The organism is Bacteroides sp. 3_2_5 (assembly GCF_000159855.2).
GTDB lineage: Bacteria > Bacteroidota > Bacteroidia > Bacteroidales > Bacteroidaceae > Bacteroides > Bacteroides fragilis.
This window is the reverse complement of record NZ_JH636044.1, coordinates 172,192-197,031: the sequence shown is the minus strand read 5'-3', so window position 1 is coordinate 197,031 and position 24,840 is coordinate 172,192. Positions and strand designations below refer to the sequence as shown.

At 39.7% G+C, this 24,840-nt stretch carries 20 protein-coding genes and 1 pseudogene; 11 read left to right on the top strand and 10 right to left on the bottom strand.

The window, feature by feature from the left end; all coding sequences use genetic code 11:
* The first annotated feature begins 361 nt into the window (after positions 1-361).
* Positions 362-1,987 carry a fimbrillin family protein gene (locus BSHG_RS16665; protein WP_008657914.1) on the top strand — a complete coding sequence of 542 codons (1,626 nt, stop codon included), beginning with the start codon at positions 362-364 and terminating at the stop codon, positions 1,985-1,987.
* A 263-nt stretch (positions 1,988-2,250) separates the two neighbouring features.
* Here the strand turns inward: BSHG_RS16665 and BSHG_RS23400 are convergent.
* The 3 genes and pseudogenes from BSHG_RS23400 to BSHG_RS16675 all read right to left on the bottom strand — a co-directional run.
* Positions 2,251-2,505: pseudogene (locus BSHG_RS23400) on the bottom strand (DDE transposase); the annotation flags it as partial.
* Positions 2,506-2,655: 150 nt separating this feature from the next.
* Positions 2,656-3,537, bottom strand: a complete 882-nt coding sequence (locus BSHG_RS16670) for a hypothetical protein (RefSeq protein WP_008657912.1) — start codon at positions 3,535-3,537, stop codon at positions 2,656-2,658.
* Between the two features lie 164 nt (positions 3,538-3,701).
* Positions 3,702-4,127 carry a hypothetical protein gene (locus BSHG_RS16675; protein WP_005783718.1) on the bottom strand — a complete coding sequence of 142 codons (426 nt, stop codon included), beginning with the start codon at positions 4,125-4,127 and terminating at the stop codon, positions 3,702-3,704.
* A gap of 450 nt (positions 4,128-4,577) precedes the next feature.
* On the opposite strand from BSHG_RS16675, the gene ybeY reads away from it, so the two are divergent.
* Positions 4,578-4,997, top strand: coding sequence for an rRNA maturation RNase YbeY (gene ybeY, locus BSHG_RS16680; protein ID WP_005783716.1), 420 nt, complete (start codon positions 4,578-4,580; stop codon positions 4,995-4,997).
* A 291-nt stretch (positions 4,998-5,288) separates the two neighbouring features.
* Here the strand turns inward: ybeY and BSHG_RS16685 are convergent, their stop codons facing one another.
* The 4 genes from BSHG_RS16685 to BSHG_RS16700 form a co-directional block, all read right to left on the bottom strand.
* The gene (locus tag BSHG_RS16685; protein ID WP_005783715.1) at positions 5,289-5,669 is read right to left on the bottom strand and encodes a hypothetical protein; all 381 of its coding nucleotides are present in this window, start codon (positions 5,667-5,669) and stop codon (positions 5,289-5,291) included.
* Between the two features lie 17 nt (positions 5,670-5,686).
* The gene (locus tag BSHG_RS16690; protein ID WP_008657911.1) at positions 5,687-6,910 is read right to left on the bottom strand and encodes a C10 family peptidase; all 1,224 of its coding nucleotides are present in this window, start codon (positions 6,908-6,910) and stop codon (positions 5,687-5,689) included.
* Positions 6,911-6,945: 35 nt separating this feature from the next.
* Positions 6,946-7,296, bottom strand: coding sequence for a hypothetical protein (locus BSHG_RS16695; protein WP_005783706.1), 351 nt, complete (start codon positions 7,294-7,296; stop codon positions 6,946-6,948).
* A gap of 169 nt (positions 7,297-7,465) precedes the next feature.
* A complete protein-coding gene (locus tag BSHG_RS16700) occupies positions 7,466-9,154 on the bottom strand; it encodes a tetratricopeptide repeat protein (RefSeq protein ID WP_008657910.1) in 1,689 nt (562 codons plus the stop codon).
* Positions 9,155-9,890: 736 nt separating this feature from the next.
* Here BSHG_RS16700 and mnmG point away from each other — a divergent pair.
* From mnmG to BSHG_RS16735, 7 genes are all read left to right on the top strand, one after another.
* Entirely contained in the window at positions 9,891-11,768 is a 1,878-nt protein-coding gene (mnmG, locus tag BSHG_RS16705; RefSeq protein ID WP_008657907.1) for a tRNA uridine-5-carboxymethylaminomethyl(34) synthesis enzyme MnmG, read from the top strand.
* Positions 11,769-11,818: 50 nt separating this feature from the next.
* A complete protein-coding gene (locus BSHG_RS16710) occupies positions 11,819-12,355 on the top strand; it encodes an adenine phosphoribosyltransferase (protein ID WP_005813901.1) in 537 nt (178 codons plus the stop codon).
* Positions 12,356-12,407: 52 nt separating this feature from the next.
* The gene (gene uvrC, locus BSHG_RS16715) at positions 12,408-14,234 is read left to right on the top strand and encodes an excinuclease ABC subunit UvrC (protein WP_005783702.1); all 1,827 of its coding nucleotides are present in this window, start codon (positions 12,408-12,410) and stop codon (positions 14,232-14,234) included.
* 45 nt (positions 14,235-14,279) lie between these two features.
* Positions 14,280-14,732 carry a D-aminoacyl-tRNA deacylase gene (gene dtd / locus BSHG_RS16720; RefSeq protein WP_005796976.1) on the top strand — a complete coding sequence of 151 codons (453 nt, stop codon included), beginning with the start codon at positions 14,280-14,282 and terminating at the stop codon, positions 14,730-14,732.
* On the top strand, positions 14,732-15,070 hold the full coding sequence (locus BSHG_RS16725) for a nucleotide pyrophosphohydrolase (RefSeq protein ID WP_005783700.1): 339 nt from the start codon (positions 14,732-14,734) through the stop codon (positions 15,068-15,070). The genes dtd and BSHG_RS16725 overlap by 1 nt, the downstream gene beginning before the upstream one ends.
* The gene (gene deoC, locus BSHG_RS16730; protein ID WP_005783699.1) at positions 15,057-15,959 is read left to right on the top strand and encodes a deoxyribose-phosphate aldolase; all 903 of its coding nucleotides are present in this window, start codon (positions 15,057-15,059) and stop codon (positions 15,957-15,959) included. The genes BSHG_RS16725 and deoC overlap by 14 nt, the downstream gene beginning before the upstream one ends.
* Positions 15,960-16,359: 400 nt before the next feature.
* Positions 16,360-17,067 (top strand): DUF1266 domain-containing protein, encoded by a 708-nt coding sequence (locus BSHG_RS16735; protein ID WP_008657904.1) that lies wholly within the window; start codon positions 16,360-16,362, stop codon positions 17,065-17,067.
* Positions 17,068-17,076: 9 nt separating this feature from the next.
* Here the strand turns inward: BSHG_RS16735 and BSHG_RS16740 are convergent, their stop codons facing one another.
* Positions 17,077-18,051, bottom strand: a complete 975-nt coding sequence (locus BSHG_RS16740; RefSeq protein ID WP_005796989.1) for a polyprenyl synthetase family protein — start codon at positions 18,049-18,051, stop codon at positions 17,077-17,079.
* 85 nt (positions 18,052-18,136) lie between these two features.
* Between BSHG_RS16740 and polA the strand changes: the two genes are divergently transcribed.
* Together polA and BSHG_RS16750 are read left to right on the top strand one after the other, a co-directional pair.
* Positions 18,137-20,944 carry a DNA polymerase I gene (gene polA, locus BSHG_RS16745; RefSeq protein ID WP_005796991.1) on the top strand — a complete coding sequence of 936 codons (2,808 nt, stop codon included), beginning with the start codon at positions 18,137-18,139 and terminating at the stop codon, positions 20,942-20,944.
* Between the two features lie 269 nt (positions 20,945-21,213).
* Entirely contained in the window at positions 21,214-21,609 is a 396-nt protein-coding gene (locus BSHG_RS16750; protein ID WP_005783692.1) for a DUF3836 domain-containing protein, read from the top strand.
* 375 nt (positions 21,610-21,984) lie between these two features.
* Here BSHG_RS16750 and BSHG_RS16755 read toward each other — a convergent pair whose 3' ends face one another.
* Both BSHG_RS16755 and BSHG_RS16760 read right to left on the bottom strand, forming a co-directional pair.
* Positions 21,985-22,740, bottom strand: coding sequence for a LytR/AlgR family response regulator transcription factor (locus BSHG_RS16755; RefSeq protein ID WP_008657898.1), 756 nt, complete (start codon positions 22,738-22,740; stop codon positions 21,985-21,987).
* A gap of 12 nt (positions 22,741-22,752) precedes the next feature.
* On the bottom strand, positions 22,753-24,783 hold the full coding sequence (locus BSHG_RS16760) for a histidine kinase (RefSeq protein WP_008657897.1): 2,031 nt from the start codon (positions 24,781-24,783) through the stop codon (positions 22,753-22,755).
* Between the last annotated feature and the right edge of the window lie 57 nt (positions 24,784-24,840).

Below are 24,840 nucleotides of genomic sequence, written 5' to 3'. Positions count from 1 at the left end.
GTCAAAGAGCTATTATGACAGTTGACTTCACAAACTTTACCATGTTCTGCATACACCAAAAATTCTGATGTTAACTTCTCCAAAGACTCTGACAACTAGAGTCCAGAAAAAGTATACCTAAAAAATCTACTAAAGGAAGACAGATTATTCTGATAATAAACATCTTACATTATAAAATCTTGTTTCAAAAGACGTACGTTTTTTGAAACACCATTGTGTATTCAAGACCGTTATATCTGATTGTAATACACAAACTTACGCATAATAAAAGTTGTATCAAACAGTCTTTCCGGACTCATACGAAGATGTATAGGTCCGCAATGCGTCTTTGATACGATTATTCACTTTAATATCTTAGTATATGAATAGAACTTTTATTATGCGAGAGTGTCTCGGTAAAGCCTTATGGCTGTGTTTTTGCCTTTCGATAACAGGATGTGCGGAAGATGACAGAATGACTCCCCTGTCTGCTGACAGCGGGGATACTGCCGACGAGTTAATTCCTATCCATATCAGTCTGACGGGTGACAACGACTATCATTCTTCCTCTTTTAACGACGCTTCGACCCGTAGCCACTCTCCCCTGATCGCCGAATGGGTGGGAGTAAAAGCTTTCTCACCTACACGCACAGGAGAGCAACCGGACTATGAAGGTCCACGGATAGCCTCGATGGAACTGACGGAAGATACCCTACCCCGTGTAAGTACCCGTGCAACAGTGCCTGCGGGAGTTCGTTTCCGGCTGATTGTTTTCCGGAAGTCCGGAAATAACTATGTCTTCCAGTCGGTTGCCGATTACGCCTCCAATGGTACGGGCACTCCTGTACTCGAACGAGGGAAACTGCTGACACGCTCGGGAACGATACGTGTGGTGGGCTACTCATTTAATACCACTGCCGACTTGGGAGATATGCCTTCCACGTATGCCTACAACAGCAGTACAGTGTCTATCCCTGACATGAGCAAGGACTTCATGACCTTCGATTCCGGAGATATAACGAATGTAAACAGCCTCAGCCACAATCTTCCGGTGAGTTTCAGCCAGAAGCTATGTAAACTGACAATTACCATCAGTCCCACCGGATTTCCAAGCAATACGATCACCAATTGCACGGGTGTATATGTAAAGCAAGGTGGAAATTCCACATCATGGAAGATCGGTCCTTCGACCAATGTGGTAGCCGCCAACACGAATAATACGGCGGCATTCAGTCCGAACACGACTCTGAGTACAACCATACGCATGGTTCCGTTTGCAGGGGCCAGGACCATTACAGTGCATTTCAATACGCTGACAATAAGCGGACGGACTGTGCCCAACAATACGGAAATCACCTCCACCCAAAGCGTGCAACTGAAAGAGGGAAAAAGCTATACGATGAAAATACAGTTCAAAAAAGCCATCGGAATTAATGTACCCGCAAGTAACATTAATCTTACGCAAAATGGGTGTATAGAAAACGACAAAACCATCTTATCAAAACTCCGATGGGCTGAAGGTAATCTCAATTCCCAAAGCAACTATAATCTGACATGGGCTTCTTCTACTACCGATTACGGTTATTATTATATATGGAAGAATGTATATGTATCATCTGGGTATACAGGCTATGGTGCTGTTGATCCTTGTACACGTCTTGACGAAAGTAAATACGGTAGTGGTTGGCGTACTCCAACAAGAAGTGAATTCATAAGTCTCTCCCGCTGTAGCAACAAGCAATTGGTAAAGTATAACGGTATCCAAGGTATGTGGTTTATGAATAGCTCGACCGGTCTATTTTTGCCTGCTGCAGGCTGGCGAGATGGCAACAATGGCAGTGGTACTACTGCTACCGCTTATACCGATGGTACAGGCAGCTACTACTGGAGTAGTGACCTCAACGGTAATTCAGCCTATGGTCTTTATATCCTTAAAAATGACGTCTTCGTAGACGCTAACGGTAACAGGAAGTCCGGTGTTTCTGTCCGATGTGTTCACAATCTCTAGCGAGTTTGCCAGATGAAGTCAGAAGCCAGTAAGCCTGACACCTTAAAGAACGGGCTTTCTGGGCCTGCCACAAACACCCATACTACGGGATATTCAGTAAATGTCTTTAAAAAGTAAGATGGCATATGAAGATGACTTGCTAATATCATCTCATATGCCATTTTTATTATAGTTTCTCTCTCTGACCTAAAATCTTATCCGTTTGGGCATGATGTTCCGGAAGAAGCCTGACAACTTCTTCTAATAGATTCTTTATAATCATACTATGCGGTTTCCCTCTGTCTGTTTTTGATTTTGTCAATCATTAATATGGCGTTTGCCGTATGTATTCCAAAGAAAATCCACAGGATTTCTATTTTCCTGTTCCGTGCCTTGATTTTTGATAGCGAGTAATGCTGTTTTTGCGTACCGAAATTGCCTTCGAGCCCGGTAGCTCTTCCCTTGCGTACAAAGGATGCTGATATCCCATATACTTTCCAGTATTTATCTGATTGATAAACAGTAATTGAGAAATAACAAGTTGTCGATAGCGATTTGACAAAAGTCAGACAGCATTAATATTCCGTACTTTGCATACCTCGTAAGTTTCACTATCAGACCAATGATTTGGAAATGGTGTGATTCAAATTATATGTGCGCTTAAAACTAAACATAAGATCCTCGTACCGCTAATCAGTTTGGGTGGTGTCACCTTCCAATTTCCCATCTTCCGAGAGTATTTCTTTGCCATTTTTCTCTACAACAAGAGTGATGTCCGCGATCCCCGACGCGGCTATTTTATTATGGAACACCTTATATTCATAGATATTATTTTTAAATGTAATCACGTGATTTCCTCCACTTCCACTAAATTCTATTTTTCCATTTTCCAAGACTAAATCCGGCTTGGTCGATTCTGGGTTCTCTTTTTTCCAACAGGCATACCGGTACATGCCGTTTTTCAGTTCATCTATCCTTATAAAATAATTTTTTGTCTTAAATTTATATACTTCCCCTTTGAAGTTATGTCGCAAATCCGAGGATAGGTCACCTTTTACTTTGGAGGTAAGCTTCTTGGCAAGCTTTTTCTCGTATTTGCTTTGATAATTCACAGCTGTAATTTTTCCGTCGTAATCCATCCAAAGTATGCCATCGTCCAGCATTATTCCTCTCCATCCCATTTCCGACCATTGATCAATATCCGAACTCGTAATAATACGGATTAAGTCTTCATCGAAGATTGAATCGAATCTTTCTTTCAATTCCTCTGCATTCTCAACACTCGGTATAGGGGATGTTCTCTTCAACGGATAAACTATATTTTCGGATATTTCGTCGACAGCTTTTTGCCGAAACATTTTTTTGAGATATTCGATGTTTTGTATATTAGGATTCCGCCCATCGTTACGTTGTACATTCTTGTGCATCGTATCAATTTTGGATATCGACCAAACGACCGCTTTGCTACCGCCTTGTCTCTCTGCCTTGTAACCGTACGCTGAAAGTCCGATGAAACTGAACAGGGAAATCAAGATATACGGTATTACTTTTTCCTTTATTACTATTTTCATTGATTCGGTTATTCTTTTTAAACGATTTATATTTTATCTTCGGGTGCTACAAAAACGACTTGATCAGTACTGTTAAGCAACAATCTTCCAAAAGTTGCTCTTAGCTTCCGTATTTTGCTTATCTAAAAGGCTTTCTATCTCATTTATCCTGGGGGTACTACTCTTTATGCAATTTTTCTCCTTAGGAATTCCTGATCGTTTTTGATAAGGGCATTCAGACATTCAATAACATCCTCTTTCGTTTGACCAGTGATCTCACTGACATAATCCTCCACGACCGTTTGCGGTTTACGAAAAAACTGCTTCTTCACCACGCTTATGGGACGTTTGTAAAAAATATAAAACTCAGGATCTTCCGGATCGCCGACAGCAGAGATCGTAAGCCCGTTTTTATTCGCTTTATTCTCCACTTCCAGCGAGGGAGAAAAATAAATGTCCATTTTCCTCGTTTCAGCGACTTCTATCTGCTTTAAATAATAGTCCCACTGAAAATCATTGAACAACCCGATAACGGAGTCAGGGGCTATCATTCCTTTTTCTATCACTTTCGGATTAAGTGGTTCGCAAATACTGTATCTGAACTCTGTCATAGTATTGTATGTAATAGTAATATCCGACCTGGATAATTGTCATTTGCAAATATATAAAAAACAAAATAGTTACGGTCTCAAAAGATAGTATTCTTCTTGTGCAATAATACTCTGACCGGACAAGCTGTCCAATTTGACATTTCACGATTTTCCTCTATATCACTTCTGCTTTTCGGAGCTTCGGTTATATTGGCAAACAAATAGTGTCTGAAAATCATAGAAATCAGTTCTTTGAAAACGATCCTAACCACTACCAACCCAAGGAAGTAACGGAACAGTGTAGTTTAAACCGCTATTCATCAGCCTTATTACTGCAATTTGCGCTTATCCTCAATTAAAATTCTTATCTTTGTCTTTGAAAAAAAGAAATACTTTTTTTTAAAGTACATCGGAAGCATGGTAACTCTCCCGAAAACTGCGTATTCCGATCATTATTAAAAATCAAATAATATGGCTATAACTTATCAGACAGAGGGTATCAAAATGCCCGATATCAAAAAACGTGAGACTACCGAATGGATCAAAGCCGTAGCCGCCACTTATGAAAAAAGAATCGGTGAAATCGCCTATATTTTCTGTTCGGACGAAAAAATATTGGAAGTGAACCGCCAATATCTTCAACACGATTACTATACAGATATCATCACTTTTGACTATTGCGAGGGCAATCGTCTTTCAGGTGATTTATTCATTAGCCTGGAAACAGTGAAGACTAACTCGGAACAGTTCAACACTCCTTATGAAGAAGAACTCCACCGGACAATTATTCACGGTATACTCCACCTTTGCGGAATCAACGATAAGGGTCCTGGAGAACGTGAAATTATGGAAGCTGCAGAGAATAAGGCACTAGCTATGAGAAAGCAGTAATTCTCCCTCAAATAAAAGATGGGATAGGAATCATGCATGGCAATCATTCCATCCCATCTTTATAGTTAAATATAGAGCCTATCAGAAATTAATTCTTCTCCTTTGGGACTGATTGAGCACGGACTGCATAAAACCGTGTTACGAACTGGCTTCGCAGACCAAAGAAACGGATAAGAAGAAGACAAGACAGCCCATTGTTTAGGTTATTTTCCAAACGCAGATTTCGACAAAGGAATATAAACAGAGAACTGCCAGTTTGAGAAACGGCTATCCTTAAAAGGCGAAATCTTATTATTCTAATTGTGTCAGAGAAAAAACATCAAATGAATTACCGGTCCCTTGGAAATGCAAAACAACTTTCCGCTTATTTCCCGTTAAATTTCTGTCACAGTTGAGAGTCATTTCTTTTCCATTAACCTCTAATTGATACCATCCTCCCTGATATTCAACGCCATTAATCTCGCCTATACTGAAGATAGTATCCTGATTTAGAATCTCTTCTGTCTGTACAAGTATAAACTTCTCTCTTCCTTCTACAGTAATATCTCCTCCTTCCGCATTCAGAGTCACTTCCCTACTCTTCAGAAAATTAGAAGAATATTTATCAGAATCATCATTGCATCCATAAATACATAATAAAGAAATGCAATACAAAAAGAATACCTTTTTCATAATTATAAGTTTATATTTTACCACAAAATTTCAGTTCCCATCGCTTCATGAAAATAGATGTAATCATTTTCAGTATAAAAATTACCATTCGGTGAATTTTTATCATTAGTTGGATTATTGCCATCTTGAGAAGCGCTATTAGCGGGTCTATTATAAGCCCCATCCTTAATAGCATACCAGCCATTATTAGCTCTATTCCATCCAAAATTACAATGAATTGCCTTTACCTGTATATTCGTGCAGCCAATCATCATATTTCCAGAATATTCAAAAACTCCACCATCAACTAGCCAAACATGTCCTGTACTCTTTTTCTTCTTTCCCCCAAAGATAACAACATTCTTAGTTATAAGACACTTATACAATAAATTCTTATCAACGTCATTCGTTTTATGCCTTTCAACGTTATATCCCCATCCTTTCAAGAAGTCATTGGTTGAACCTAAATTTTTTGCTCCTGTTCCATCACATTTATAACCGACCTTAATACCATCCGCCACCTTTTTTACAAATTGAGATACAGGAGCTATTAGATTAGCATCGTATATTCCAGTATTTACAGTAAATGCATCCCAATCATAAGCAACCGGGCATTTTCTATAATAAGTAATCGCCTGAGCAACTGCAATAGGAATACAACCCGCATAATAATAACTTATAGAGCACTTTCCGTTTGTCGGCATTTGTGCATTATAAGGATAATGTTGATTCCATTCAGTCTTTACCAATGGTATAGAAACATGTGTCGTTCTTTGTTCACCGCTTCTTGTTAAATTCGGATTCAACTGATCCTGTTTTATAATATCCGGAATCTGACTAACGAGATAAGCCATACCTTCATTTTCTATAGTATCTGACAAGATTCCATTTTCCACATAAGCATAAACTCTTCCTACTTCAGCTTTTCCGGTGGCTATTGCAAATCCAAATCGTCCATCCTTTTCCGTATCAAATATGAACATATTCACACTATCCGTACTTATCTCACCAGTTCTTGTAGCTATTTTCGGTATAACAACAGATTTCTTACCGGCTAAAGATAATATAATTTGTGAAGTACTACTTCTCGTACCACCTTTCTCCTTATCTATTCTCTCACTGAATTGACATATCAAGTCTTCGGCTCTTTTATACTCAGATACATCCTCTAAATCGCTATTATTCAAAATGATTTCTTCGTCATTCTCAATACATCCACTAAGTATAACTAATAACAATATTAATTTAAATATTTCTTTCATCTCGTATTATTTTGAGTTTCTAATTAAAATCAATTTTACCTTCCAATATAAATGTCAAAACTATCAGAATCCCTTTCCAAAAAGATAGAGAAAGAAGTACCTGTTATAGTATCATCAAAAACAGTCTGCCCTGTTTCGGAATCAACAACCTGTATCTTTCTATTTTCTAAGGAGGAATTAAAATTTAAAAATAGTTGGCTCTCTTCAATATAACCACAAGCAACAAGTAGAGTACTTCTCTGCAGATTTGCCTCCTTATGAGTAATCAAATGTACCTTATGTCTATCTTTCATAATAGCCATTACATCCTCTCCATAAACATTATTAGACGTGAATACTATTTGTGTAAACAGCATCCCCACTAATACAATCATCTTTGTTTTCATTGTTATGTGTTTTTTTATTTCAAAAGCAAAGTTACCACATTTCTTCTTCTAAAAAGAAGAAAAGAGATAACATCTTAAACATTGTAAATAGCAGATTAACAGATATAAAGCAATGGGGTATGATAACATTTATGTCCACCAATACTCTAAAAAGCTAAAGAGGGCTTGTTCAATTGGCTTCAGCCATTTTTTTCTTTAATCGTAAACGCCGCTGCGCTACAATTTGCTTGCTTACATTACCAAAACAATAAGCTATGGTTTGATCATCAAATTCACAAAGTTTCAAGCAACAATAAATACAGTCATTATCTGTTATTTTAGGATAAGTACCCTTAAGGTATCGAATATAATCATCATAAATACCAAACAATATATTTTTCAATTGTTCCTGTTCTTTCATAAGAAGAACTTTCGGACTCCCCTTTGTTCCATTTTGTCCCAACCTGGGTTGAGTGCTTAGTTCTCGAATATGCTTAAAAATAGAAGTTTCCATAAACAAACAGTTACGCAATCGTGCTTTTTCATCAATAACACAGCATAATTCTGCTTGTTTCAAATCTATTTCCTGTTCACGCTCCATGCCAGACTGCTTTAAAGCAGAAATTTGAACTTCCAAACGTTCTATTTGTAATTGAGATAAGGCTGTTTTCTCATTTAAATAAGTTATACGCTGTTCGTACAGTAATCGAGCTATTTGACGACGCCGATAAATACATTGAAAAATTACAATAATAACCAGCAGAAACAAAACTCCTCCATAACAAAGTTGCTGAATGAAAAACCTCTGCTTTTCCTTTTCCTTTACTACTTTTGCTTCTGAATCATATTTATACGCTAAGCGCTCAATATCGGAGGCTTTATTTAACAAAAAAATAGAATCTATATTATCACCATAATAAGACTGATATTCAAAGGCCCGTTGATAATTACCCCTAATCTTCTCGACTTCAGCCAAAGAATACGACGCTAGAATCTTCCTTTTAAAATCAGCAGTATCAAGTATACGCTTTAAATAATATTCAGCAGAGTCTAGTTCTTGCTTGTCTAAATACAAATCACCAAATGTTAACCATAAACTAATAGAGTCGCCATCCTTTGTCAAATATTGATGTGACAAATGGGCATATAGGAAAGCAGAATCGACATTCTCACAATTCAAACTCATTCGTTCATATATATCACTAACAAAAGCTGAATCATTCAATCTCAAAGCTAATTGTATAGATTGGTTCAAATAATAAAAAGCTTCTACCGTTTTTCCTTGAATCACACGCACCCACCCCATATTTGACAAAGGATACATTACCAATCTATGGTCATTCAGTAAAGAATCACATTGATAAGAGCGATAAAACGCATCAAACGCTTTCTGATAAAGAGATTGATGTAAATAAATCGATCCCATATCTTCATATAGCATTCCTTTCAGTTTTAATTCCTCCCCGGTATTTCCTTCAACTCCCTGCAGAGCAGTAAAGCAACTCTTCAAAGCCTGTTCAGTCATATTCATTTTTTTTTGAATCCGGCCTTTATAAAGCCAAGCTTTAGCCCAATTGACACCATCTTTTTTAATATAATAATCTAATGCAGTATCAATCAAAGAGTCACATGGAAGAAGAGAAAGCATATTTTTATCAGTAGCCTGCGTGAACAGTAAGCTAAAGTATGCCCTGTCACCCGCTGAATAAGTAGAAACATCAAGTTTACGAAGATAAGCCAACGTACGTTCAGGAGATATCTCCATCAAAGAATCGGCATATCTCAAAGAATACGGATACGGTGACGAGGAACGTTGACAAGAAACTACTCCGCTCACTAAAAACAATAAAAAGATAAAACCGACAAATGTCTTATTCATAATTAAAATACTTTATGATGACAAACTTACGATTCTTTTCAGCCACTTCCAAATTTTTCAAAGGAAGACAACTGTCTATCTGTCATTCTGTATTTTCAAACCGTTCTAAAACGCTCTATTTCCGACCAACCGGAAGACTCATTAAAAAAAATGCCTGTATTTCGATTTTCGTAATATCAATAAAACAACAATTTGCCATTTACACGAACAATATATTCGATATAAACGTAAAACAATGACATTATCAAAAACAAAAAGTACAAATTCGCCACATTAAGACACACAAAAGCAAAAACACTTTTGATATATTCTGGAAATGAAAAAGGTATTTTATAGGATAGCAAACAACTCTTTAAGGATAAAAGCTAATTCCCCCCAACCCAAAACGCACTTCGTGCCAACAGGATGTTAACTTCATATTTGGAAAGAATTAATATCCTATCGACAGAAGGTTAACTTCACAGAAGTATGAAGTTAACTTCATTTGGTCATCTATGACAAAAGATGCATAAAATACCTCGGAACCCGGTCTATTAAGAACATTCTATTTACAATTCAAGTTTTCAAAATACTCAAGTTACAAACATTATGTAAGTAAGTGCCCCCGATCAGCCGCTTATTGACAAAACAATCCTGCAATTGGCGATCCCTATAAACCCTTAAAACTTATTGCATAAAACCCGCAACTGGCAACTTTTTCGTAACTTTGCGCGGTTAAGAAATAAACATTGATTCAATGGATTTTAAGTACGACGTTATTGTAATTGGTGCCGGACATGCAGGCTGCGAAGCAGCAGCAGCGGCAGCAAACTTAGGCTCAAAAACCTGCTTGATCACTATGGATATGAACAAGGTAGCGCAAATGAGCTGTAACCCCGCCGTAGGAGGGATTGCTAAAGGACAAATTGTACGTGAGATAGACGCTTTAGGCGGATATATGGGATTGGTAACAGATCAGACAGCTATCCAGTTCCGCATACTAAACCGCTCGAAAGGACCGGCCATGTGGAGTCCCCGCGCCCAATGTGACCGAAACAAGTTTATCTGGGCCTGGCGCGAAATATTAGAAAATATTCCGAACCTTCATATCTGGCAAGATACTGTAAAGGAAATCATCGTTGAAAACGGTGAAGTTGTGGGATTAAAAACATTTTGGGATGTGACGTTTCACGCCAGATGTATTGTATTAACAGCAGGAACCTTCTTGAACGGATTGATGCATGTAGGAAAAAATCAACTCCCGGGTGGACGCATGGCAGAACCGGCATCGTATAAATTAACCGAATCCATCGCAAAACATGGCATTGAGTACGGCCGGATGAAAACCGGAACCCCCGTACGGATTGACGGAAGAAGTGTACACTATGAGCTGATGGATACCCAAGATGGAGAATGTGACTTTCACAAGTTTTCATTCATGAATACTAGTGTGCGTCACCTTAAACAATTGCAATGCTGGACATGCTTTACTAATGAAGAAGCACATAATGTTCTTCGTAACGGATTAGCGGATTCTCCCCTTTTCAACGGACAAATACAAAGTATCGGCCCGCGCTATTGCCCTAGCATCGAAACGAAGATCGTCACCTTCCCCGACAAAGAGCAACACCAGCTATTCCTTGAACCGGAAGGAGAAACCACACAAGAATTATACCTGAATGGATTCTCTTCTTCATTGCCAATGGAGATCCAAATAGAAGCACTAAAAAAGATCCCTGCTTTTAAAGACCTGGTGATTTATCGTCCGGGATATGCCATCGAATACGATTATTTCGATCCAACGCAACTAAAACATACGCTGGAATCGAAGAAAATCAAAAACCTCTTCTTCGCCGGACAAGTAAATGGTACTACCGGATATGAAGAAGCAGGAGGACAAGGTATCATTGCAGGTATCAATGCTCACATCAACTGCCACGGTGGAGAACCTTTCACTTTAGCAAGAGACGAGGCATATATCGGCGTATTAATAGACGACTTGGTGACCAAAGGGGTAGATGAGCCTTATCGTATGTTTACTTCACGAGCAGAATATCGTATTCTACTTCGTATGGATGATGCGGACATGCGACTTACAGAAAGAGCCTATAAACTGGGATTAGTAAAAGAAGACCGCTATGCTCTATTAAAGAGTAAAAGAGAAGCAGTCGAAAATATCGTAAACTTTACCCGCAATTATTCGATCAAGGCAGCATTAATAAACGATGCACTTGAGAATTTAGGAACGACTCCCCTGCGTCAAGGATGCAAACTGATCGACTTGATTAACCGTCCACAGATTACAATAGAAAATATCTCCGAATATGTACCGGCATTTAAACGGGAACTGGATAAAATCACAGATGAACGAAAAGAAGAGATTCTGGAGGCCGCTGAGATTTTAATCAAATATGAAGGCTATATTGGACGGGAAAGAATTATAGCAGACAAACTGGCACGATTGGAAAGTATTAAAATAAAAGGTAAGTTCGACTATGACAGCCTTCAATCACTTTCGACCGAAGCCCGGCAAAAACTGAAGAAGATCGACCCCGAAACAATAGCTCAGGCAAGCCGCATCCCCGGCGTGTCACCAAGCGACATCAATGTATTATTAGTGCTTTCGGGACGATAGACTGCTGCGTTTCACGTGAAACAAAACATTTAAAGAAACAACATAAAAGAATGATTATGAGCAAAGAAAAGCTTATCAAAAGCATCCGTGAGATACCCGATTTTCCAATCCCCGGAATCCTGTTCTACGATGTAACCACACTATTCAAAGATTCGGAACGTCTTCAGGAACTTTCGGATATTATGTACGAAATGTACAAGGATAAAGGAATCACCAAGGTAGTAGGCATCGAATCGAGAGGCTTCATTATGGGACCGATTCTTGCCACCCGCTTAGGGGCAGGATTTATCCCCATCCGTAAACCCGGCAAACTCCCTGCCGAAACAATGGAAGAAAGCTACGATAAAGAATATGGCAAAGACACCGTGCAGATACACAAAGATGCATTGAACGAGAACGACGTCGTATTGCTGCACGATGACTTACTGGCTACCGGAGGTACTATGAAAGCCGCCTGCAACCTCGTGAAAAAGCTCCATCCGAAAAAGGTATACGTAAACTTCATCATTGAGTTAAAGGAACTGAACGGAAAACAAGTATTTGAAAACGACCAAGACGTAGATATACAATCAGTATTGTCGTTATAAATAAAATGAATATATTTGCAGGGCATAGCGATAATCGCTATGCCCTTTTTTCATGGATACAAATCAAGAACTTAAAACCAGCGAATATCTAAAAGGAATTGTTTCAAATCTTCCTGAGAAGCCCGGCATTTATCAATATCTGAATGCAGAGGGAACTATCATCTATGTAGGGAAAGCCAAAAACCTGAAGCGGAGAGTCTACTCCTATTTCAGCAAAGAGCATCAGCCCGGAAAAACCCGGGTATTGGTAAGCAAGATCGCAGACATACGTTATATCGTGGTAAACTCAGAAGAAGATGCACTACTGCTTGAGAACAACCTAATCAAAAAATATAAGCCGCGTTACAATGTTTTGCTAAAAGACGACAAAACCTATCCGTCCATCTGCGTACAAAACGAATATTTTCCAAGAGTATTCAAGACCAGGCGTATTATCCGAAACGGCTCTTCGTACTATGGCCCGTACAGCCATAGCCCATCCATGCACGCAGTGCTCGATTTAATAAAACACTTATACCCTCTGCGTACATGCAACCTCAACCTCTCACCGGAGAATATCCGTGCGGGAAAGTTCAATGTATGCCTTGAATATCACATAAAGAACTGCGCCGGCCCGTGTATCGGCCTGCAATCACAGGAAGAATATCTAAAAAATATTGCCGAGATAAAAGAGATCCTGAAAGGGAATACCCAGGAGATAAGCAGATTGTTATACCAGCGCATGCAGGACCTTGCCGCAGAAATGAAATTCGAAGAAGCGCAAAAGGTGAAAGAAAAGTATGCATTAATCGAAAATTATCGTTCAAAGTCCGAGGTTGTCAGCTCCGTATTACACAATATAGATGTATTTTCCATCGAAGAAGACGGCGAAAAGTCAGCCTTCATCAACTATCTGCATATCACAAACGGAGCCATTAACCAAGCTTTCACTTTCGAATACAAGAAGAAACTGAATGAAACAAAAGAGGAATTGCTGACACTGGGAATTATAGAAATGCGGGAACGCTACAAGAGCGCTTCACGCGAAATCATCGTCCCGTTTGACATCGAGATAGAACTGAATGATGTCACTTTCACCATTCCTCAACGAGGAGACAAAAAGAAGCTGTTGGAATTATCTCTACTCAACGTGAAACAGTACAAAGCAGACAGGATGAAGCAAGCCGAAAAGTTGAATCCGGAACAGCGTAGCATGCGCCTGATGAAAGAGATTCAACAGGAATTACACTTGGACAGACTGCCTATGCAGATAGAATGTTTTGATAACTCAAACATCCAGGGAACAGATGCGGTAGCAGCTTGTGTTGTTTTTAAAAAGGCGAAACCATCGAAAAGCGATTATCGGAAATACAACATCAAAACGGTTGTGGGCGCTGATGATTACGCCTCAATGAAAGAGGTCGTCAGGAGGCGTTATCAGCGCGCTATAGAAGAAGAATCCCCCCTGCCCGACCTAATTATCACCGATGGCGGAAAAGGGCAAATGGAGGTGGTCAGACAAGTAATGGAAGAGTTACAGTTAGATATTCCGATTGCAGGACTCGCCAAGGATCGCAAACACCGTACATCTGAAGTTCTTTTCGGGTTTCCACCTCAAACCATCGGCATCAAACAACATAGCCCCCTATTCCGCCTATTGGAACAGATACAAGATGAAGTACATCGCTTTGCCATTACCTTCCACAGGGATAAACGAAGCAAACGGCAAGTAGCATCTGCCCTGGACAATATCAAAGGAATTGGCGAGAAAACCAAAACCGCCCTGCTGAAAGAGTTCAAGAGCGTAAAACGTATCAAAGAAGCCACCATAGAAGAAGTGTCAGCCATAATAGGTGAATCAAAGGCAAAAATCATAAAAGAGGGTCTCGATAATCATTAAAAATAGCTATCTTTGCAATAACAAAGATTAAGCAATATAATTCGAATGAGAGTAGTTATACAACGCGTCAGCCACGCATCAGTCACGATTGACGGGCACTGCAAATCGGCTATTCAGAAAGGAATGATGATCCTGGTAGGCATCGAAGAGACGGACAGCCGGGAGGATATCGATTGGTTATGCAAGAAAATCGTAAATCTCCGTATTTTTGACGACGAAAACGGAGTTATGAATAAATCAATCCTTGAAGACGAAGGTAACATATTGGTTATTAGTCAATTCACACTACATGCGTCTACTAAAAAAGGAAATCGTCCATCCTACATAAAGGCTGCTAAACCGGAAATTTCAATCCCACTTTACGAACAATTCTGCAAAGATTTGAGTTGTGCATTAGGGAAAGAAGTGAAAACAGGAGAATTCGGAGCCGACATGAAAGTAGAGTTATTGAACGACGGACCTGTAACTATTTGCATCGATACCAAAAACAAGGAATAATGACATTAGAAGAAGCACAGAAAGCCGTTGATGAATGGATACACAAATACGGTGTACGTTATTTCAGCGAATTGACCAACATGGCAGTTCTCACCGAAGAAGTAGGCGAACTGGCACGTATCATGGCCCGTAAATATGGAGACCAATCTTTCAAGGAAGGTGAAAAAGACGATATCAGCGACGAGATAACGGACGTACTCTGGGTACTCCTTTGCATCGCAAACCAGACCGGGGTAAACCTCACAGAAGCATTTGCACGAAATCTGGAAAAGAAAACCCAAAGAGACAACAAAAGACATATCAATAATCCAAAACTGAGTGAACATGGAAATGAATGATACCCCTCAAGACAAGTACCTGACGGCATTGGCCAAGTATGACACGCAACTGAATGATGCTGATGTACAGGTTCAGGTTGCTGCATTAATCGAGAAAAAGGTTCCCGAAAACAATACGGAAGAAGTGAAGAAATTCCTTTTCAACTGTATTGACCTGACCACTCTCAATACAACAGACAGTGATGAAAGTGTCATGAGATTCACAGAAAAAGTAAATCGGTTTGATGATGAATTCCCTGACCTGAAGAACGTTGCAGCTATCTGTGTATATCCGAATTTTGCACAAGTAGTAAAAGACACACTTGAGGTAGAAGGTATAAACATTGCCTGTGTATCAGGAGGCTTTCCCTCTTCTCAGACATTTACCGAAGTAAAGATAGCAGAAACAGCTATGGCATTGGCTGACGGAGCCGATGAAATAGATATCGTAATTCCCGTAGGGGCATTTCTGAGTGGCGACTACGAAACGATGTGTGAAGAAATCATGGAATTAAAAGAGACTTGCAAAGAACACCATCTGAAAGTAATCCTCGAAACAGGCGCTTTAAAGACTGCCTCTAACATTAAAAAAGCCTCTATCCTATCCATGTATTCCGGAGCCGATTTCATCAAAACATCCACCGGAAAACAGCAACCGGCAGCAACCCCGGAAGCAGCTTATGTAATGTGCCAAGCTATCAAAGAGTACTACGAACAGACAGGAAACAAAGTCGGTTTCAAACCTGCAGGCGGCATCAATACCGTAAACGATGCATTGATTTATTATACCATCGTAAAAGAAGTATTGGGTAAAGAATGGCTCAGCAACGAGCTGTTTCGCTTAGGAACCAGCCGTTTGGCTAATCTTCTTTTATCTGAAATTAAAGGTGAAGAGCTGAAATTTTTCTAAAGGCTACATTAGCAATCAAATATGTCATGCCGTGTCGTCCTCTTTATTCATGTGGGGTGACACGGTATTTTTATTTAAGAAAAACTAAAGTTAGCTACAGAGAAGTCAGAAGATTTTTCTATCTTTGCGCAGATATTAGCCCACAGAGAATAGGCTAATTCATTGTATTAGAGAACGTTTCAATTATTATCTTTTTCCTGGAATTCGGCAAAATTCATGTTATGAAAGGTAATAAGCAAACGGGTCTCACGCACCTTCACGTATATACTCTTGTTATATATCGAATGGAGCGTGAGACTGTTGCTTGTATCATCATAACGGCTTGCCGAAGCCCCAGGAAAGATACAGAGCAACAGTTCTCACGCTTTTCGGTTAACAAAGAATTAAAATAAACAAGAGTATGGCAGAACAAGCATTATTTCAACCATTCAACCGGAACCAACAAAGGGAGAATTTAGAGAACACAAAAGAGACGGGTCTACTAATCAGCCTGATCCCCAGTTTACAGGAAGACTTCTACGTAGACAGCCTGACAACCGGAGCAAGCAAAGAAACCCTATCCAAACTTCTTTTAAGAAACCCCAGAATTAAAAATGAAACGGCTGTTATTGAAATGATTCATTTCCTGCATGATGAAGGCGACCGCATTTCATTCAGCATTCTCCTACCCTTTTTAGTGGCCGAATATGATCCGAAAGAACTGGAAGAAAAGATACGCGAACGTTTTTTCGGCATAGAACTTTTCATCCGCAAATGCAATAATCTGCACCATTTCATCACTTGTATAAAAGCCGATCAAACCTTCAAAATAGGAGAAGAGGAGCTAAAAAGAGGGGTACTTGCATGGGATATGGGAAGAATGGTATGCCTGACACGCATAGCTTATGATGCGGGATTTATAGATGAAAGCCTTGCATGGAACTATATTTGCTCGGCCGGACAACAATGCATACAAGCTTTTAATGATTGGACTGAGGTAGGAAAAAGTTTCTTATTAGGACAGGCAATGGAAGCTACTGAAAAAAGGAAGCAGGAACTATACATCCGTCTTTACCGTCAGGCCACAGAGAACCCAAACAGTCCATGGAAAAAGAGAACACTGAAATAAATAAGAAACTTATTTATCACGATCGACCACATAATCCAAGTAGGTAATCAAGGAGGTCTTTACTGCCGAATCCGGCAAAGTGCGCAATAGGTCAAGAGCACGCTCTTTGTATTCATACATCACTTTCACAGCATATTCTATTCCCCCGTTTTGCTTGATAAACTCGATTAAACGGGTGATTTCGTCTACTGTAGCCGTACCGGCTTTTACCCTAAGGGCCATTTCCTGAGCCCACGCATCAGTCGTGGTATTCAGTACATATAAAGCAGGTAGAGTAAGCTTACCTTCCAGCATATCATTTCCGGTCGGTTTTCCAATCTCCTTACTCTCAAAATAATCGAATATATCGTCTTTAATCTGAAAGCAAATTCCGATGTTCTCACCAAAAAGACGTGCAAATTCAGCCTTTTCATCGGTAACTTCTACTGAAAGAGCAGCAGCTTTAGTACATGCGGCAAAAAGGGCAGCCGTCTTCTTACGGATCACATCGAAGTAAATAGTCTCAGAGTATTCCCGGTTACTGACATTAGAGAGTTGAAGTATCTCCCCTTCTGCCAAATCTTGTCCCAAACACGCTACCACACCGATTATATCATGATTACGAGTACGTTCGGCATGCACCAGACTTGTTGCCAAAAGAAAATCGCCTACCAGCACTGCTACTTTATTATTAAAAATAGCATTCACTGATAACTGTCCGCGACGTTCTGTACTTTCGTCTACCACATCGTCGTGCACCAGACTTGCCGTATGAAGAAGTTCAAGGGATACTGCCGCATGTAATGTCTCAGGCTTTATTTCTCCGTAAAGCTTTGCTACAAGCAACACAAGGATAGGGCGCATCATCTTACCATTCCTCTGCCGGATGTGAGCAATCACATTATTAAGCAAAAGATTTGAACTGGACAGAGAACTATCAAATAGATTTTTGAAATCTTCCAGCTCCGTAGTAATCGGGGACTTTATTAAAGATAAGCTATCCATGCACACACTATTTGAGCACAAAAGTAATAATAAAACGGTTAATACGGTATTTTTTTGTACTTTTACCATGAAAAAACTGAAAAATATGAATCAAAACAGCAAACTATTCCTCTTGGATGCTTATGCTCTTATCTATCGGGCGTACTATGCGTTCATTAAAAATCCCCGCATTAATTCCAAGGGTTTTAATACTTCAGCCATACTAGGATTCGTCAACACCCTGGAAGAGGTGCTGAAGAAAGAGAACCCCACCCACATTGGAGTTGCATTCGATCCACCGGGACCCACATTCCGCCACGAAGCTTTTGAACAGTACAAAGCTCAACGAGAAGAAACTCCGGAAGCAATCCGTCTTTCGGTACCTATTATAAAAGATATTATCAAGGCTTACCGAATCCCCATCCTGGAGGTAGCGGGATATGAAGCGGACGATGTAATCGGAACTCTGGCAACAGAAGCCGGCAATCAGGGTATCACTACTTATATGATGACTCCTGACAAGGACTATGGTCAGTTGGTAACGGATCATGTATTTATGTATCGCCCCAAATATGGAGACAAAGAATTTGAAGTTATGGGGGTAGAACAAGTAAAAGCTAAATTCGATATTCAATCACCGGCACAAGTGATAGATATGCTCGGACTGATGGGCGACTCTTCCGATAATATTCCGGGGTGTCCGGGTGTGGGAGAAAAAACTGCCCAAAAATTAATTGCCGAGTTTGGGAGTATAGAAAATCTGCTTGAACATACCGATCAGTTGAAAGGAGCACTGAAGACAAAAGTCGAGACGAATCGGGAAATGATTATTTTCTCCAAATTCCTGGCAACAATCAAAGTGGATGTACCTATCCGGCTCGATATGAACTCACTCGTCCGGGAACAAGCAGATGAGGACACGTTGCGTAAAATATTTGAAGAGCTGGAATTCCGCACACTGATGGAACGGATATTCAAAAAAGAATCATCACCCGCCTCCCCTATCGCCGGTACATTATTTAATCAGGAAAACGGCCCGGTTCAAGGCAATCTCTTTGAAGAATTTACGCCCGATCATACGAATGAAGAAAAAAAATCAAATCTGGAAAGCTTAAATTCATTAAGCTACGACTACCAATTAATTGATACAGAGGAGAAAAGAAACGAAATTATTAAAAAACTACTTACATCCGAAATTCTTGCGTTAGATACGGAAACCACCGGAACGGATCCAATGGATGCAGAATTGGTTGGAATGAGTTTTAGTATTACCGAAAATCAGGCATTTTACGTTCCGGTACCTGCCGAACGGGAAGAGGCAATCAAAATCGTTCGGGAGTTCGAACCTGTCTTCAAAAACGAGAAGTCACTCAAGGTCGGTCAGAATATAAAGTACGACATGCTCGTTCTGCAAAACTATGGGATTGAAGTCCGAGGTAAACTCTTCGATACCATGGTAGCACATTATGTCCTCCAACCCGAACTCCGTCATAACATGGATTATCTGGCCGAAATCTATCTGCATTATCAAACCATACATATTGAAGAGTTAATAGGGCCAAAAGGCAAAGGGCAGAAAAATATGCGCGACCTCTCCCCTCAAGAAGTTTATCTGTACGCCTGCGAAGATGCAGACGTTACACTAAAACTTAAAAATATACTGGAACAGGAATTAAAGAAAAATGATGCCGAGAAGTTATTCTATGAAATCGAAATGCCTCTGGTCCCTGTTCTTGTCAATATCGAGAGCAACGGAGTGCGTTTAGATACGGAGGCTCTGAAACAATCGTCGGAACACTTCACTACGAGACTGCAAAGTATCGAAAAAGAAATTTATACTCTCGCCGAAGGAGAATTCAACATTGCATCTCCCAAACAGGTAGGAGAGATACTTTTTGATAAATTGAAAATAGTAGAGAAAGCTAAAAAAACAAAAACCGGACAGTACGTCACCTCAGAAGAGGTATTGGAGAGCTTGCGAAATAAGCACGATATCATCGGTAAGATTTTGGAATACCGGGGACTTAAGAAACTATTAAGTACTTATATCGATGCTCTGCCGCAATTGATCAATCCCAAAACCGGACGTATACACACCTCCTTTAACCAGACCGTTACCGCAACAGGAAGATTGAGTTCAAGTAACCCTAACCTGCAGAATATCCCGATCCGGGACGAAGACGGTAAAGAGATACGCAAAGCTTTTATTCCGGATGATGGTTGCAGTTTCTTCTCCGCCGACTATTCACAGATTGAGCTACGCATAATGGCACACCTGAGTGAAGACAAAAACATGATCGATGCTTTCCTCAGTGGCTATGATATTCATGCGGCTACAGCTGCCAAGATTTATAAGGTAGATATAAAAGAGGTTACCGCCGATATGCGCCGTAAGGCCAAGACTGCCAATTTCGGTATTATCTACGGTATCTCCGTATTTGGCCTGGCGGAACGCATGAATGTCGACCGCAAAGAAGCCAAAGAGCTGATAGACGGTTATTTTGAAACCTATCCGCAAGTAAAATCCTATATGGACAAGAGTATCCAGGTGGCACGCGAGCACGGTTATGTGGAAACGATTTTCCATCGCAAACGCTTTTTACCGGATATTAACTCCCGTAATGCCGTAGTACGCGGATACGCAGAGCGAAATGCCATCAATGCTCCGATACAGGGAAGCGCAGCTGACATAATCAAAGTTGCTATGGCACGTATTTATGAACGTTTCAAAGCAGAAGGCCTGAAAGCAAAAATGATTTTGCAAGTACACGATGAGCTGAATTTCAGTGTACCGGCAAAAGAGAAAGAAATAGTAGAGCAAGTGGTTATTGAGGAAATGGAGAAAGCCTATCGTATGCATGTTCCCTTAAAAGCAGATTGCGGATGGGGTACAAACTGGCTGGAGGCACATTGATAACAATCATTAACCATTCGTACAGAAAGCTATGAAAGATCCATCTAAAAATGCTTACTGTTTATATAAATATCCGGCAAACAATCTGCCGGATATCTTTTTGTCAGCATACTTATCAAAAAGAAAGTAACTCAAAGGTCCTAATACTGACAATATGATAAAATTCTTTCGATTTTATGCATTTATATCCGTTTAATATGTAACTTTGCCACCGTTAAAGCCAACAAATGGTAGAAATATGACAATTTAAAGACTTAAAAACAGATATCATGAAAACAACAGGATTTTTAAAAACAGTAGCATTGTCAGCAGTTCTTTTGGTAAGCAGCGTTGCAGTTTCCGCCCGGAACTATGATAACAATCTTATTTATAACTCCGAAGAAGAAAACGGCATGTTAATAGGACAAACCGTTTATAAGAAAGAAGGCTCTTCCCTAGCCAATTATATGAAATATAACTATAAATACGATGACAATAAACGCATGATTGAAAGTCAGACTATGAAATGGAACAGCAATAAAAATAATTGGGAGAACGATTTGCTGGTTCGCTATACGTACGAAGGCAAAACCATTACCACAAACTATTATAAATGGAATAACCGGAAAAGTGAATTTATACTGGCTCCGGAAATGACCGTTACAATGGATAACCCTAATCTATAATCTCCAAACACTTTACTCTTTCTTAAAGATCTAACACATTAAATACTCTAAAAAAGACCGTTGCTAACAGCTTCGGTCTTTTTTTGTGTCACGTGAAACATAAAGAAGAAATAAAAAAGATTATTTGAGATAACAACATCATAAAATAGCCGGAGTTTTTTCACAAAAAGCTCCGGCTTTACCCAACCAGTTAACTATCAAGAGAGTTGTTTAATTGTTTAACACTGTTCATCTCAGTTGTTTTTAAGAGTAATCGTACCTCACAAAGATACAATCAAAGTAAAAGCATAGCAACCCTTTTTTATCTGAAAGCCGATTATATGGTTACAGTCAGAGTATAAGCGGTAAAATAAGAGTCTATCCGACAGAAAAACTTCAAATTATACAAAAGCGCTCTTGTAGTTCTTTCAAGAATCCGCGTGAAATAATCAAGTCTTCTTTATCACTAAAAGGAGGATAGAGTAAGCACTGTTTGCTCTTTATCATTGCCAGATAATTGATGTTGATAATAGCCGACTGACTGATTTGTACAAATGCGTCGGAATAGCCGATTATATCACCGGCAGTCGTATTTTTCTTCAGACAAAGTTTCGTTTGATTAAAAAGTTCCACTTGCCACAGCCTCTTATCTTTCAGATATTCAAAATAACCTATTTCTTCAAGACGAAGAAATCTAAATCCCGTTACTGTACTAATCATAAACAAATCTCTACCGGGCATCAAAGTACCCACAGCAGAAGCAAAAGAAGGCAGAGGCTGAACAGAAGCCATCGTCTTGCGGTAACGTTCAATAATCAAATTCAGTTCATCTATATCATAAGGCTTCAGTAAATAATCAAAAGCCGATTCGCGCAAGGCCTGCAACAGATATTTATCATAGGCAGTATAGAAAACGACTTTCATATCCCACAACACCTGTTCACGAATCTCACTAAGCAAACGGATTCCCTGAATATCGGGCAACTCTATGTCCAGGAACAAAAGATCGGGATGTATATCCATAATAAGTTTCTTCCCTTTTGCCCCATTGCCGGCAGTCCCTTTTATTTCCAGATCAGTCTGCACCTCCAGATCCCGGCGTAAGGTCTCAATAGCCGCCTTCTCATCATCTATAATGATCACCTTATACATAATTTCCTATCTTTATAAATTGTAAGAATAATCCAATGGTATATAGATTAGAACTTGTGTTCCGGTCTGTCCATTATTCACCAGATTCTTGATTTCAAAACGTATTTTCTCGCGATTCTTATCATTCAATAGCTGAATAGTCTGATAAAGCACTTTCAACCCTGTTCCTGTTCCACGTGTAGATGATAAAGTTTGTGGAGAATATCCACGTCCATTATCGCAAATATCAATAAGGATTCCACTTCCCTTTCGGCAAACAGATATACCAAGTAACTTCAAACCATCAATTCCGGCCAATCCATGTTTCAATGCATTCTCCACCGGTATCTGTACTACCATTGAAGGAATGACAACCTGCTGAATATCCAAGTCTTCCTCGATCTTCACATCCATTGAAAAATCACTTCCGAGACGTCCTTGCTCAAGATGGATGTAAGTCTTCACAAATTCCAGTTCATCATAAAGAGAAATACTGAGTTTCTCTGTCAATTCCAAGCTCTTACGAAGTAGTTTCACCAATTCTGTCAGATCACCACACAACGTTTCCCCATCCCTAAACCGACTGATCTCACGATTCAATACATTAAACGTGAAATGCGGTGAAAGACGATTCCGGATATTCTCCATACGGAAACGGCTGATCTGGTTGATATGCCGTTCCTGAAGAAACATGCGTTTCTTCTTCATATACCAATAAACAAGTCCCGCTACAATAACAGATACAATACCGATCAGAGCCCATATATAGGTTGTCAGTTTCAGCACCTCCATCTCTCCTTTTTGTTTCTCGATCACCAATTCTTTCCGCATCACAATCGTATCCTGCCGGTAACGCATATCCAGTTCGGCTACACGCGTCCTGACACGTTCATTACGGATGGAATCATTAAGTTGAAGATCGTGTTTCTGATATTCATAAGCCTTTTTATAGTTTCCCACCTGCTCGTAATAATGCTGTAGATAGTGATTACGGATATTGATCATATTGGCATCTATATGCCCGTAATCGGCTGATCGTCTGATTATATCTCCGGCAAGAGCGACATTTCCCTTTTTAAGTGCAAGCTCGATCATTTGAGTCTCTATGTAATAAAGCGCCGATTGATTCCCGATTCCGGAAAAGAAGCGATAGCTCTCGTCCAGATATAATTGCGCTGAATCCAGTTTATTGGTAATCACATAAAGTTCTCCAAGATTTGCCTTACACAAATTCTGTTCAAAAACCATTTGAGGATAAGACTTCACGACCTCTAATGCACGCCCAATATAATGAACAGCCTGCGGATAGTCTTTTTTATAATAAAAATGGTTTCCCCGGTTATTCAGGTAAGTCCATTTCTCAGACACGCTCATCTGAGGAAAAAAGTTTCCTGCAAGTTCATAATAATGATTGGAAAGCTCAAAATCACGTAATTCCATATAAGTCTGTCCGAGACCATAGTAAACCGGAAATTTATTACGATCGGGCAATCCGAGAGAATCACAAATGAACAGTGCGCGACGATAATAATAAGCGGCATACGCATAATCTCCCTTATGCACATTGGCATCAGCCAAATTTATGCACAAGTCCGGTAGATAGTCCGTTTGTTGTCCTTGAAGCCTTTCTTCGTAGGCTTTTTTATAGGAGATAATCGCCGAATCGGGCTGAGTGCGCTGCATCAAGACGTTGCCTTCCATATTATAAACAGTCGAAAGCAGATCATGCACTTCCGCGGAAAGCTCCACTTCATTACAAAAGCGCTTCACAAGCCGATTGTAATACAAGACTGAATCAAAGTCTGCCGTAACAAAATAAGATTTGGAATAAAATGACAAAAGGTAATAATAAGACAGGCTATCCGGAGCATCCGCCATGGCGTGTCGCAACAAAGAACGTGAATATCGGGTATTACTAAACAATGAATCCTGAGCACAACGTTCCACAGAGTCTATGCTCATACCCCCAAAAGCGGAATCAGAACGGTTTATTTTTTGCTTACAGCCTGTTAACGGTAATAACAAACAAAAAAATACAATTGCCAGGTTTGCTCTATGCCTCATTGTTTTGATTTATCGTGTAATACCCAACAAAAATACATCCTTTTTTTAAATTCGATA